This window comes from Sodalis sp. RH15 (assembly GCF_047324255.1).
Lineage (GTDB): Bacteria > Pseudomonadota > Gammaproteobacteria > Enterobacterales > Enterobacteriaceae > Acerihabitans > Acerihabitans ligni.
In genome coordinates, this window is record NZ_CP178738.1 from 536,374 (window position 1) to 549,647 (window position 13,274).

Consider the following 13,274-nt stretch of genomic DNA (forward strand, 5'->3'; position numbering starts at 1 on the left):
TTGGATATTATTTTGGATACAATATAAAATACAATATGCGCCGGTGATTTATCACTGTCAACAGGCAAAAGTGGATATTGGAAAATGCGTATGACATGCTAGATTTCCTTGCCGGACATGAAACTTTTAACTTTCTTTTTTCAGCGATATAAGAAAAACAACCTATGAAGACTTCGAAAAGGCAAACGGCCACCGGGCGGACAACCGAGCGCATCCGGGAACTGATCATCAGCGGCGAAATCGGTGCCGGCGAAACCTTGCGTCAGGAAGAACTTTCGGTCCGTCTGGGCGTTTCACGCACACCGCTGCGGGAAGCGATTATCATCCTGCAAGCCGAGGGTCTGGTGATTAATCATCCCCACAAAGGCACCGTGGTTTATAAACCCACCGTGGCGGAGCTTGAGGAAATTTACGCTACCCGCCTGCTGCTGGAGCCGGCGGCGGCCCGATTGGCGACCCGCAACATGACGCCGGAAGCGCTGCTGGACGTGGATCGCATCGTGCATGAGATGACCGCCACCACCACGCCCTGGCAGTTGATCCGCCTTAATCATGAATTCCGCTATACCTTTTATTCCGCTTCCGGCAACCGAACGCTGGCGGACACCATCCGCGGTCTGACGCTGCGCGCCGAACCCTATGTCGGCATACTGGTAAGCGGGCTGAACCGGCCTTTCACCGATCAAGCCTTCGCCGCCCTGTTGGACGCTATCCGCGCCGCTGACGGCGACCGCGCCGCCGCCGTCACCCAGGCGCACCTCGAGGCGACGGTGGCCAACGTTCTGCCGATGCTGCAGCGCTGAGTCCGCTAAGGCGCACCTAGGAGCGGCGGTGGCCGGCGTCCTGCCGATGCCGCGGCGCTAAAGCGCGTCGAGAAACCGGCTTACGATGCGGTTGAATTCGCCGGGATGCTCGTAAAAAGGCAAATGTCCGCACCGTTCAAGGGTGTGCAGCCGCGCCCTGGGGAAACATGCCACCGCGGCTTCGGCGCGGGCATGGCTGGCACGGGGATCCTGGCGTCCCCACAGCAGCAGGGTGGGGGCGGCGACCTCATTGAGCCGTTCGGCGACCCGGAAGGGCCGTGCCCGATTTACATCCAGCATGGCCGCCAGCAGCGATTTATAAGCCTGGGCGGCGCCTTCCCTGGCATAGGCCGTTAATTGGCTCAAAATCAGCGGGTCGAAATCCAGCGTTCCGTCAAAACAGAGATTCGCCAGGCGCTGCCGGCAACTGTCCCAGGTGGCGGTATCAAAGGCGCTGCTGCCGTTGGCCAGGGTCTTGCCCAGGGTTGCCACGGTTTCGGCTTCGGTTTGCAGCGCGGTGCCGCTGCCCACCACCACCAGGCGCTTTATCCGCGCCGGCATACGTAAGCCGAGCAGCAGGGCAAGCTGGGCGCCGAATGAGCTGCCGACAATGGAGAACTGTTCAAAGTCCAGCCGGTCCACCAGCGCCTCCAGATGCGTCATTAGGGCGGCATGGCCGATATCGCCGCGATCGTCATACAGATCGGTAAAACCATGGCCGAGCAGATCCGGCGCGCAAACGCGCCGCCGTGCCCCCAGGTCGGCCAGGTTACGCAGCCAGACATCGGCGGAAAACCCCACCGGATGCAATAACAGCAGCGGTTCTCCGCGACCCGATTCAATCACCCGGGTGCGGATGCCCCCCGCCGTCAAAAATTGGATATGCATGGTCAGGCCTCCTCGCGCAGGCAGGCCAATGCGTCGGCGCGGGAAGCTTCTCGGGGCAGGAGGGCGGCGCCGGTATAAAACGCGAGATAGATGCCGTTCGGGTCGCGGGCAAAACAGCGGGCGCCTTCCTGCCGGGTTTGCCGAGCCATCCCCGCCGGCATGGCCGGCTGGGAGAGCAGAAAGGATTGGGGGGCGATTAAAAACCACAGGGAGTGCAGTCCCGCCTGCTCATCCCTTCCCGCCGCCACCAGGGCCACGCAGGCATGTTGTTGCCCGGGCAGACCCAATAGCGCCGCCTCCCCGCTCTGGCTGATAAGCTCCAGACCGGCGATGCGCCGATAGAAATCCAGTGAGCGCGGCAAATCGGCGACAAAAAATGTCCCGCCGCAGATCTCCATCGACTGGAGGGCCGCGCCGTCCACCCGGGTGTCTAGCCGGGGCAAAGGCTCAAAGGCCGGGAAGGGCGGCGTTGTCAGCGGATCCCAGCGGGCGCTGATCAGGTTATTTTGGTTTTCGGCATAAAAACCGCGCCAGTCGGGCACGCTGTCGATATAGAACTCCACGGCGTTGCCGTCCGGATCGTAGAGATACAGGCTGCGGGACATGCCGTGATCCAGCGCCTTTTCCACTGCGATATCAAAACGTTCGGCGTTGCGGTAGGCCTCGATAAGCGACGCCTCGCTGCAGACGTGAAAAGCGATATGATTGAGGCCGGGCTGCCGGCCGCGAACCATGGTGTTCTGTACGCTGCCGTCCCGGCCGATCAGCGGGGCGCTGGAAACCTGCATTAATCCCATATCGTGATGAGTGGCGCCGTTGCTGAGGAATCCCGCCTTGATGCCGGGTTCGCGAAAGACTTCGGTCAGGCCGCAGACATCCCGGTAGAACGCCACGGACTCATTCACATCCGCCACGAAAATATTCGCATGGGCGAAGCGGTCGGGACGGAAAAGCGCTGTATTTGCGGACATTTTTCTCTCCAATCAATTACCCGGACATTACCGGAAGCGGGCGACGACGCTTTTTTCCAAGGCCGACATCACCAAAAACAGCAGGATGCCGAAACCGCCGGCCATCAGCGTCGCGGCCCACAGCAGGGCGATGCTGTCGCTTTGCATGGCGGAAATCAGCAGCGGGCCGATACCCTGATCCAGCCCGAACCATTCGCCGAAAATGGCCCCCACCATGGCGGCCGGCGCCGCCACTTTCAGGCCGGACATAAACGTCGGCAGGCATGCCGGCAGTTCCAGATGAAAAAATCGTTTGTTGCCGGGGCAGTCCAATACCGCGAACAGATCGTAATGGGCCTGGTTGACCTCGGCGAAACCGGACAATGTGGCGATAAATACGCTGAAAAAGACAAAAAAGGCGGCCACCGCGATGGGGAGATCCTGGCGTTCCATCGTCGCCAGCAGTACCGGCCCCAGGGCTATCACCGGCGTTGCGTTGATAATGGCCGCCAGCCGGGTGATACCCGGCCTGAGCCAATGGCCCAGCTGGGCCAGGACCGCCAGCAGCGTGCCGATAAGGATGCCGATAAAATAGCCGCGAAATGCGCTGTCGGCGGTGTGCAGCAGCGCATCAAGGAACACCGCGTGGTTTTCCGGCGCCAGAAATTGCCCGATAACCTCGCTCAGCGGCGGTATCACCCCGCGCAGCCAGGACGATCGGCCGCCGGCTTCCCATAACGCCAGCAAAATGAAGGCCCCGGCTAAAGCATACAGCCGCTGGCGCCGTAACAGGCGAGTCGTCATGTCGGCACCTCAGTCAACATAAATCCTCCCCGGCTTCCAGCTCATCCAGCGCCAGGGTCAATTCATCGGACAACGCATGAAACTGCGGGCTGCGCATGATCTCCGGCTGGCGCGGGCGCTGGAAAGGTATGCGCCTTTCCATCCGCACCCGGCCCGGCCGGGGCGACATCACAATGACCCGATCGGCGAGAAAAATGGCCTCTTCCACCGAGTGGGTGACCAATAACGTCGTCAGCCGTTCGGCGCTCCACAGCGCCTGTAATTCAATATTCAGCCGCCGTCTCGTCACCGCGTCCAGTGCGCCGAACGGCTCGTCCAGCAGCAGCAATTCCGGCCGCAAAACCAGGGATCGTGCAATGGCTACCCGCTGGCGCATGCCGCCGGAAAGCTGTTTCGGCCGGGATTTCTCGAAGCCGGTCAGGCCCATCAGATTGAGCAGCCAGGCGATGCGCTGTTCATTCACTTTATGTCCGGTGATTTTGCAAGGCAGCGCCACATTGTCCCAAGCGGAAAGCCAGGGCAGCAGAGCATGGTCCTGAAAGGCCACGCCTAATCGGTTGTTTTTGATGAACTCTCCCGGTCCGTCGCAGCCGTCCATCACCAGTTTCCCGCCGCTTGGGGTCTCAAGGCCCGCGATAAGGCGCAGAATGGTGGATTTACCGCAGCCCGACGGGCCAATCAGCGCGACGAATTCATATTTACCGATGTGCAGATCGACATTATCCAGCGCGGTGAATTCGCCGCCGCCGCTGGCAAACCGCTTGGAAACCTGCTTGAGATCCACCAGCACATGCTGCCCGGACGCGGGCTGTTGCGCCGGTATGATTTCTTCAGCCGGCGTCCCGGCGGTCGCCGCCGTAGAGGTTGATGAAAGCTGCATGGCGCGTCTCTTAGAGTAATTGGGTCCGATTGCCGAAGACCTCTTCGAGCAGGCTGGTATCCACATAGCTATCCACCGCGGGCAGTTGGGTTTCGCCGGCCGCGCGCAGCGCCGCATAAATGGGGCCGCTGATTTTGGTCTTGTCGATCCAGAGCATGCCTTTGTCGCGGGTCAAATCGCTTTGCGTCAGCGGAACCATGGCCTGATTGACCCGGAGCTGATGGGGCTGGTCGATTTTCATGGAGCCGGCGTAGCGTTCCGCCACCAGTTTCGGCGCCAGGGTGGGATCTTTGGCATTCATTTCCCAGCCTTTGATACTGCCGCGCAGGAAGCCGAGAATGACTTTGCGGTTTTTGGCGATGGCGTCGCTGCTGACCACAATCGGGCTGGTATAGGTGGGCAGTCCCATAGCGGCGAACAGGATCATATTGGTTTTCACCCCCTGTTCCGCCAGCGTCACCGGTTCGGAGGTGGCGAACACGCTGATGATGTCAACGCTGCCTTTGGTCAGCGGTGTGGAGTCATAGCCGATGGGCACAAAGGTATAGCCGTTGGCCGGCAGGCCATTGATTTTGAATACGGCGTCAAGCTCGCGCTGACGTCCTTGGGCGGCGCCGATCCGCTTGCCCACCAAATCCTTGGCGCTGTTCAGCGGCAGGCTTTGCAGGCTGATGAGGGCCAGGGGCGAAGTCTGGAATACGGAGCCGATGACCGTCAGCTTGGCCTGGTGCTGAACAGCATTGATAGTGCTGGTGAGAAAGGTCGGCAAGCCGGCGGTACCGGCGCCGCCGGCCACGACCTGCTCTACGCCCTGCATATTGGGGCCGCCGGGCAGGAACTTCACGCTGATGCCTTCCTGTTTGTAATAACCCAAGGCGTCGGCGATATAAAAGCCGGCGAAATCCACGCTCGGGATCCAGTTCAGCTGCAATGAGACCGTATTGCCGACGGCGGCAAGGACGACGCCGGGGCCGAACAGCGATGCGATGGTAATGCCTGCGCCGGCGGCGGTGAGTAAACGGCGACGGCTGATGTGACCTTCTTTCATTTTTTTTCCTCTTTATAATATCTGTGCAGGGAATTAACGAAACTTCATGCTCACTTTTCTTTCCAACCCGCTTGCGATACCGAAGATCACCAGCGATAGCACTACGCCGATCAGGCTGACTTGCCAGGCCTGGTCGGTATCCATAATCTGTTGCGCTTTTGCCAGCCGGTAGCCCAGGCCGCGGGTGCCCAGCAGCCACTCGGCGGTCAGCGCGCCCACCACGCTGAGCATGGCGCTGATGCGCAGCGCGGTGATGATGTTCGGCACCGCGGCAGGTAAGGCCACGTGCAGATAATGCCGGCGTTTGCCGGCCCCCAGCACGTGGAGCAAATCCGCGGCCCCCGGCGGTATGCTGTCCAGGCCGGAGCGCGTCAGCACAAAGGCCGGAAAATAGGAAATCAGCGCGGCGATGACGATGATGGTGTAAAGGGTGTAGCCGAATATCGACGCGACGATGGGAATCAGGGCGATGGACGGCAAGGTATTGAGCAAAATGGTCAGCGGCGTCAATACCCCCGACAGCATGGGAGAAAACCAGCTGAGGGAGGCCACCGTGATGCCTAGCAGCATTCCCAGGCCCAAGCCCGTACCGATGACCATCAGGGTGGTCAGCAGGTCGGGCAGGTATTGGGCGAATCCGGTCACCGTCCCGGCCAAGGTTTGCAGGGGGGAGGGGGCAATAAGCGCGGGAACATCGTCCAGCACCAGCCAACACTGCCACAGCAGGATGATCAGGCAGTAAGGCCATATCATCCGGATAAGTCCGGCGGCGGCCCGACCGGCTCCGCGGCCGATGACTTTTGTGCCGGCGGGCGGCGGCGCGGGTACTTCTCTTGCGGCCATAAAAATCCCCCTTGTCCCGTTACGTCCAAAAAACTGCATTTTTTTCGCCCGTGGCGGTTTGCACCGGCTTAATGCAATTTCGGATAAAATTTTGGATATTTTGAAATTTATGCAAAAGCCGCTCCAATTTCGGCGGCTTTACAGACAGAAGCAGTCTGTTTTTTGTACTTACCTTACTCGCGCAAGGCTAAAACGGGATTGACTAACCTACCGATAGGCTGAATCTCAATCTCCACACGGTCGCCGTGACGCAGGAATCGGGGTGGGGTGAAACCGATTCCGACCCCGGCGCAGGTGCCGGTGGCGATGATATCGCCGCTCTCAAGGGACATGGTTCGGCTGATGGTTTCAATCAGCGTGGGGATATCGAAAATCAGGTCGGCAACGCCGGCATGCTGCCGCAGCTCGCCGTTGACCCAGGTTTTAAGCTGCAATTGATCCGGGGCCGGGATTTCGTCCGCCGTGACGATGGCAGGCCCCATCGGGCAGTAGCCGTCCAGGCTTTTGCCCAGGAACCATTGGCGATGGGTCTGTTGCAGGGTGCGGGACGTCACGTCATTTACGATGGTATAGCCGAACACATGGGTAAGGGCGTCAGCTTTGGCGATATTACGGCCGCCCCGCCCTATTACCACCGCCAGTTCACCCTCGTAATCCGTGGATTCGCTGTAGTCGAGATAGGCGGGTATGGCCATCTCGGGGCCGATGACCGACGACGGCGCCTTGGTAAAAATGACGGGGAATTCAGGGGTGTTTTCGCTGGCGCTGGCATCAAACCCGCTGGCCTGGAACTCCACGGCGTGCTGATGGTAGTTTTTACCGACGCATAGAATATTGCGCGCCGGGCGGGGAATCGGGGCCAGCAGCTGTATCCGGTCCAGCGCCACCCAGTCGCCATGGTCTTCGTCGGGGTTATCTATCTGTGCAAACCGCCGGATCAGATGCAGCATATCGCTGCCCGCCTCACCGGGAAAAGCCTGTACCGCGGTGCCGGCGGCATTAAGGCGGCCGACCCGCACCACTCCTTCCAAGGCATAACTCACCAATTTCATGATTGGTTTTTCTCCTCTATGATCTCTGTAACGAGAAATGACAGCCTAGACCTTCCGGCACCCATATTCAACCAATATTGAATTGGACTGCATAATTGACTTAATTGGGCTGAAATTGGCTATTCCCCTTGGCAAACCGGCGGATTGCGCGGGCGCACGCACTGAATCAGCCCATCAACTGCCGCCACCGATAGCCTTTTGCACCTTTTGAAGGCAATACTCTTCTTCAATGGCGCAAAACAAGGGGGAACTGATTCATATTTAGCGCTCCGTAATCAGGATATGGTATCCTAATCTACGTTTCGGGCCGCCGTTGGTTGTTCCAATGGGTAACCAATCCATATCGGCCTGTTTTCCACCATTCCCGTACCGCAGGGTTCACGTCCCCTGGCAAACCCGCCGGGCCGTCGGCCGGCTCTGAAGGAGATCCCTATGAAACCCGCTATGGAAGCACAATCGACAGCATCCTCGGCATCGACGTCCGCCAGGATTAAAACAAAAACGCATTCCGTTGCCGATCAGATCAAATCCTACCTGGTCCAGCTGGATCTGGCGAAAGGCGCGCGGCTGCCCGCCGAGCGGGAGCTGGCCCAGGCGCTGGGGATTACGCGCTCGATTTTGCGCCGGGGGCTGGATCAGCTTGATGCGGAAGGCTTTATCTGGCGTCATGTCGGCAAAGGCACATTCATCGGTTCGTCCCCCGCCGGTACTGCTTCCCTCAGCGCCGGTATGGACAGCTACATGAACCCGCACGATTTAATGGAAGTGCGGCTTTTCCTGGAGCCTCCCGCCGTGGGCCTGGCGGCCATTCGCGCCACCACCGCCGAGCTCGATGAAATCCAGGCCTGCCTGGAGAATTCCCTGAAAGCCTCTACGGCGCTGGAATATGAACATTGGGACGGACGTTTGCACCGGGCCATCATCAAAAGCACGAAAAATTTGCTGTTGGTGAAAATCGGCGAATTGTTCGAGTCGGCGCGGGACGAACGGGTCTGGGGTAAGCTCAAGGAGCGCTCCTCCACCCCCGAGCGGCGCGAGCACTATAGCCGGCAGCACCGGGCCATCGTGAACGCGCTGCTCGATCGTAACCGTCATGAAGCCGAGTCGCAAATGCGCGAACACCTTATCGATGTTCAGACCGATCTGCTGCGGGCCAGCGGACAGGCCTAGCGAGATCGGGCGCGCCTTCGGGGCGCGGGGCCGCCACCGCTATGCCATGATGAACAGTTTATTTGCCCGGACCCGCCGGTGGTATAACCTTTTTTAAACCAATTTTGCATTAATCAAACCAATTTTGAGCCAATTTGCCTGCTTTACGCATGCAGCATTGGCGCTATCCTTGTTACAGCGTGTTTACTCTAAATTTTGTATAATCTCCCCGCTGTTTTTCCCTGACTTTGTCAAACCATTACAATATTGGTTGATTTCATCTCGGACCGAAGGCTATAGTTATCGCCGGGCACTGACGTGCAGCTGGTTATCCGTAGGTGGCAGAGGTTCTGAACATGACCCATTCTCCCGACACTCTCGCCGTAAGATTGGTGCGCGTTACGTATCTTACGGAGCATGTCAGCCTGTTTGAATTCGCCTCGCTGGACGGCGCCCCATTGCCGACCGCCGCCGCCGGCGCGCATATCGCTCTGCAACTGCCGAACCTGGGGGAACGCGCCTATTCCCTGGTTACCGACAGCAGACATCCCGAGCGCTACGCCATCGCCGTGAAGCGCGAACCGGCCGGACGGGGCGGTTCGCGGCATATGCACGATATGCTCAGGGTGGGGCAGGTGATTACCGTCACCCCGCCGCGCAATCTGTTTGAACTTAACGAGCAGGCGGAGGAAACGCTGCTGTTCGCCGGCGGTATCGGCGTCACGCCGATCCTGAGCATGGCCCGCCGTCTGCAAGCCCTTAACCGTCCGTTCAGGTTCTTCTATTCCAGCCGCTCCCGTATCCATGCGCCGTTTCTTGAAGAGATCGCCTGTTTTCCCGACAGTCATTGCCGTTTTGGCGATGAACACGGGCGCGATCCCTCCTTCGGGCAGATTCTCGCCGGCACCTCGAGAAATGCCCATCTCTACTGCTGCGGTCCGGTGCCGATGATGGACGACTTTTTGACGGCCGCCCGCGCCGCCGGTTTTGCCGAGGAACATATTCATGTGGAATATTTCGCCGCCAAGGAGACGCCGGCCCTGACGGGCGGTTTTGTGGTGAAACTGGCCCGCAGTAACCGCAGCCTGACGGTGAAGCCCGGACAATCCATATTGTCGGCCCTTCGTGCCGCCGGCGTGGCCATGACCACGTCCTGTGAACAGGGGATTTGCGGCGCCTGCGAAGTCCGGGTGCTTTCAGGCCTGCCGGACCATCGCGACAGCGTTTTGACGGATGAGGAGAAACTGGCCAACCAAACCATGATGGTGTGCTGTTCCGGCGCGTTAAGCGGTGAACTCGTCCTGGATTTATAACGGCCCTTGCGCCGCCGCCGGTACATTGTCGGCAGCGGAACGTTCAATTGTGGCACCGGCCACCCAGCAAAAGGAATATCCAGCGCCATGACGCAGAACAGGCTTTTTACCACCGTGCATGATGTACTCGATCCCCTGACCGGATTACGCCACTCTTTACGCTGGCCCGCCGGCGGCGCGCTGCTTCGGGCGGATGCCTGGCCGAAAGGGCAAGGGCGGGATATCGACGGCAGCCATTTGTTGGTGCTGCCGGCGCTGTATGATGCCGATGCCCATTTGCCCATGGTGCTGTTCGGGGTTCGTCAGAGTGATTTGTACCGCGCCATGGCGGGGGGGATAGGCCAGATGAACGTCGCGCTGCCCTGGCAGCAGGCAAGACTCTTCACTCTGCGGGAACTGGTTAACGACAGCGCCGGCTTTTTTCCGGCCATCGTGCCGGTGCTTTCGGTCTCGCCGAATGAGGACAGCCGCGATTTCTCGCAGTGGCTCAAGCAACATGCCGATGAGGTGAAAGAGTGCCTGCCGTCGGTGTGTAAATTATATTCCTACGATCCGCATTTCGAGCGCAACCTGGAGGCGGTGTGGCAGGCGGGGCTTAAGGCGGTGGTGTGGAACTCTACCGACGAAGCCCTTGAGCGTCTGGTGGCCAATGCTTCGGGCCGGCCGCTGCATCTGCGGCACGCCGTTTCGGCCGGCATGATTGCCGTGATGCGCCGTGCCCGCCAGGCCACGCTGCAAAGCAGCCCGCATTTTCTTCTGCCGCTGGGGGAGGGTAAGCGGGAATCCCTCACCGTTTTGCCTCCGCCCCGTGCGCCGGAGGATATCCAATCCCTGGCGGACAGCGTTTTAGATCAGGTGGATTTGCTTTCCAGCGATCATGGCGCGCCGCATCAGAGCGGCGTTTCCGTCGGGCCGGGTTTGCAAACCCAGCAGCATTTTCTGCCGGTGCTGCTTACCCTTTGCGAACGTTATTCCTGGCCGCTGGAATCCATATTGGCCAAAGTAACCCGGGCGCCGGCGAAGATTTTCGGCACTCGCGTGCCGCAGGGGGTGCTGCTGGTGGATCCTGATTACCGGGAAACCGTCGCCCCTTGGCCGAATCAGGCTTCGGACCGCGCGCCTTATGAGGGGCTGGAATTGACCGGCCGGGTATTGGCTATTAGCAATGACCGGCAGGTTTTGCTGGTGTAGGCGCCGCCACGGTCTCCCTTTAACACGCACGGTTCAAGCCTTGATGGTAGCGGGCCTACCGCGCTGAGGGGCGCTCGGTCGGGCAGGAAAACCATGCCCGATTCGACCCCATCAGCACGTTTTCCCTTTAACACGCACGGTTCAAGCCTTGGTGGTAGCGGGCCTACCGCGCTGTGGGGCGCTCGGTCGGGCAGAAAAACCATGCCCGATTCGACCCCATCAGCACGGTCTCCCTTTAACACGCACGGTTCAAGCCTTGGTGGTAGCGGGCCTACCGCGCTGAGGGGCGCTCGGTCGGGCAGGAAAACCATGCCCGATTCGACCCCATCAGCACGGTTTCCCTTTAACACGTACGGTTCAAGCCTTGGTGGTCGTAGGATTTCCCGCCGCTTCAGCGCCTTTTATGCCAGCCGTCCTGCTCCAGGCAAAATCCGCAGGCGGCCATGAATTGCTCCATTACCGCCCGATCTTCCATCGGCTGGGCGCCGCTTAACCACCAGTGATTGATCTCCGGCAACTGTCGCTGTGCTTCATTGAACAAATACAATCCCACGCCGCGGCGCCGGGTTACCGGCCGCACCAGGGGCGAGACCAGCCTGCCTTCGCCCCATTCGTTATCAATGACCACCTGCACCGCGCCCAGCAACCGATCGTTGAACCTGGCGGCAAATACCGCATAGGAAGGAGAGAGTTTGCCCGCCAGGGCGGGGATATCCTGTTCCGGCCATATTTTGGCCAGATCAATTTTATCCTGTTCGGTAAAATCGGAGAGTCGTTCGATTGTCAATTTCATGCGTGTAATCACTTAAAGACGTAAAGGAATAATGTAGCGAATTTGTTTATAAAAGATTATGTAAATCTTGCTATCGCAAAACCTCAAGAAACCTTATGTCATTCAAACATTTTCGGAGCAATTAAACTTACATAAAATGACAATCTAGCATGACTATCTGAAAGATTATCGAATGATGGTTAATTATACCATTATTTTGTGCTGCCAATGCAGGTTATTTCTTAAAGTATAAGTTGATTTACAGCATAATATTTCTGTTTAATAATATGAAAATAAAAGCTTATTTTGGATCTTGCGTTCCAGAAGGCTAAATCATTATTACGTATAATAAAAACATCTGGTTGCCGTGGAAAGCCGGTTAATAATCAGACAGCAAACACAACAAACATGGAGAAAAGGTGGATGAAATTCAACAAAGGTAACGCTTTGCTGGCCGGTTGTATGGCCATGGCGATGAGCCATACCGTCTGGGCGCAGGATATCAAGGTGGCGGTTGTCGGTGCAATGTCCGGTCCGGTTGCCCAATATGGCGACATGGAATTTACCGGCGCGCGCCAGGCGATTGCCGATATTAATGCCAAAGGCGGCATAAAAGGCAATAAACTGGTGGCGGTGGAATACGACGACGCTTGCGATCCGAAACAGGCGGTGGCGGTGGCCAATAAGGTGATTAATGACGGCATAAAATATGTCATCGGCCATCTGTGCTCTTCCTCCACGCAGCCGGCGTCGGATATCTATGAAGACGAAGGGGTCATCATGATCACCCCGGCGGCCACCAATGCCGATCTCACCACGCGCGGCTATAAAATGATTCTGCGCACCACCGGCCTGGATTCGGATCAGGGCCCCACCGCTGCGAAATATATCCTCGATGAGGTCAAACCCAAACGCATCGCCGTGGTCCATGACAAACAGCAATATGGTGAAGGATTGGCCCGCGCCGTGCAGGACAGCCTGAAGAAAAACGGCGGCAACGTGGTGCTGTTTGAGGGCATCACCGCCGGCGACAAGGATTTTTCCACCCTGGTGGCGCGTCTGAAGAAAGAAAACGTCGATTTTGTTTATTTCGGCGGTTACTACCCGGAAATGGGGCAAATCCTGCGGCAGTCCAGGCAAGCCGGGCTGAATATCCAGTTCATGGGGCCGGAAGGGGTGGGTAACTCATCACTGTCCAATATTGCCGGCGCCGCCTCCGAGGGCATGCTGGTGACCCTGCCGAAGCGTTATGACCAGGTGCCTTCCAACCAGCCGATTGTCGCCGAGTTCAAAGCCAAAAAACTGGATTATACCGGGCCTTTCGTCTGGACGACCTATGCGGCGGTGCAGTCCCTCACCACCGGCATGGAACGGGCCGGCATGGATCCGGCGGATATCGTGAAGAACCTCAAAGCCAACTCGGTGGATACCGTGATGGGACCGCTGAGCTGGGATGATAAAGGCGATCTGAAAGGTTTCGAATTCGGTGTATTCAAATGGCATGCAGACGGCACTTCCACCGCGGTGAAGTAATCTGCTCCCTCCCCTTGTCTTAAAAAATCGTCGCCCCCGGCATCGGTC

Annotated in this window: 13 protein-coding genes; 5 read left to right on the plus strand and 8 right to left on the minus strand. The window is 58.5% G+C overall.

Annotation, left to right across the window (positions count from 1 at the left end; all coding sequences use genetic code 11):
• Nucleotides 1-164 precede the first annotated feature (164 nt).
• Nucleotides 165-803 carry a GntR family transcriptional regulator gene (locus ACL2XO_RS02395; protein ID WP_132923900.1) on the plus strand — a complete coding sequence of 213 codons (639 nt, stop codon included), beginning with the start codon at nt 165-167 and terminating at the stop codon, nt 801-803.
• 57 nt (nt 804-860) lie between these two features.
• On the opposite strand, the gene ACL2XO_RS02400 is transcribed toward ACL2XO_RS02395, so the two are convergent.
• The 7 genes from ACL2XO_RS02400 to ACL2XO_RS02430 all read right to left on the minus strand — a co-directional run bounded on the left by ACL2XO_RS02400 (nt 861) and on the right by ACL2XO_RS02430 (nt 7,268).
• Nucleotides 861-1,691: an alpha/beta fold hydrolase gene (locus ACL2XO_RS02400; RefSeq protein ID WP_413726301.1), complete on the minus strand. Its 831-nt coding sequence runs from the start codon at nt 1,689-1,691 to the stop codon at nt 861-863.
• 2 nt (nt 1,692-1,693) lie between these two features.
• On the minus strand, nt 1,694-2,662 hold the full coding sequence (locus ACL2XO_RS02405) for a VOC family protein (RefSeq protein ID WP_413742116.1): 969 nt from the start codon (nt 2,660-2,662) through the stop codon (nt 1,694-1,696).
• Between the two features lie 27 nt (nt 2,663-2,689).
• Entirely contained in the window at nt 2,690-3,445 is a 756-nt protein-coding gene (locus ACL2XO_RS02410; protein WP_132923897.1) for an ABC transporter permease, read from the minus strand.
• Nucleotides 3,446-3,458: 13 nt separating this feature from the next.
• Entirely contained in the window at nt 3,459-4,325 is an 867-nt protein-coding gene (locus tag ACL2XO_RS02415) for an ABC transporter ATP-binding protein (RefSeq protein WP_132923896.1), read from the minus strand.
• A 10-nt stretch (nt 4,326-4,335) separates the two neighbouring features.
• Nucleotides 4,336-5,373: an ABC transporter substrate-binding protein gene (locus ACL2XO_RS02420; protein WP_132923895.1), complete on the minus strand. Its 1,038-nt coding sequence runs from the start codon at nt 5,371-5,373 to the stop codon at nt 4,336-4,338.
• Nucleotides 5,374-5,406: 33 nt separating this feature from the next.
• The gene (locus ACL2XO_RS02425; protein ID WP_165934180.1) at nt 5,407-6,216 is read right to left on the minus strand and encodes an ABC transporter permease; all 810 of its coding nucleotides are present in this window, start codon (nt 6,214-6,216) and stop codon (nt 5,407-5,409) included.
• A gap of 173 nt (nt 6,217-6,389) precedes the next feature.
• Entirely contained in the window at nt 6,390-7,268 is an 879-nt protein-coding gene (locus ACL2XO_RS02430; protein WP_413726304.1) for a fumarylacetoacetate hydrolase family protein, read from the minus strand.
• 432 nt (nt 7,269-7,700) lie between these two features.
• Between ACL2XO_RS02430 and ACL2XO_RS02435 the strand changes: the two genes are divergently transcribed.
• From ACL2XO_RS02435 to ACL2XO_RS02445, 3 genes are all read left to right on the plus strand, one after another.
• Nucleotides 7,701-8,438 carry a FadR/GntR family transcriptional regulator gene (locus ACL2XO_RS02435; RefSeq protein WP_413726305.1) on the plus strand — a complete coding sequence of 246 codons (738 nt, stop codon included), beginning with the start codon at nt 7,701-7,703 and terminating at the stop codon, nt 8,436-8,438.
• A 335-nt stretch (nt 8,439-8,773) separates the two neighbouring features.
• Nucleotides 8,774-9,730, plus strand: coding sequence for a PDR/VanB family oxidoreductase (locus ACL2XO_RS02440; RefSeq protein ID WP_413742117.1), 957 nt, complete (start codon nt 8,774-8,776; stop codon nt 9,728-9,730).
• 87 nt (nt 9,731-9,817) lie between these two features.
• On the plus strand, nt 9,818-10,921 hold the full coding sequence (locus ACL2XO_RS02445; RefSeq protein WP_413742118.1) for a hypothetical protein: 1,104 nt from the start codon (nt 9,818-9,820) through the stop codon (nt 10,919-10,921).
• 391 nt (nt 10,922-11,312) lie between these two features.
• Here the strand turns inward: ACL2XO_RS02445 and panM are convergent, their stop codons facing one another.
• Nucleotides 11,313-11,714, minus strand: a complete 402-nt coding sequence (gene panM / locus ACL2XO_RS02450) for an aspartate 1-decarboxylase autocleavage activator PanM (protein ID WP_413726308.1) — start codon at nt 11,712-11,714, stop codon at nt 11,313-11,315.
• Between the two features lie 402 nt (nt 11,715-12,116).
• Between panM and ACL2XO_RS02455 the strand changes: the two genes are divergently transcribed.
• Nucleotides 12,117-13,226: a branched-chain amino acid ABC transporter substrate-binding protein gene (locus tag ACL2XO_RS02455; RefSeq protein WP_132923888.1), complete on the plus strand. Its 1,110-nt coding sequence runs from the start codon at nt 12,117-12,119 to the stop codon at nt 13,224-13,226.
• Nucleotides 13,227-13,274 lie beyond the last annotated feature (48 nt).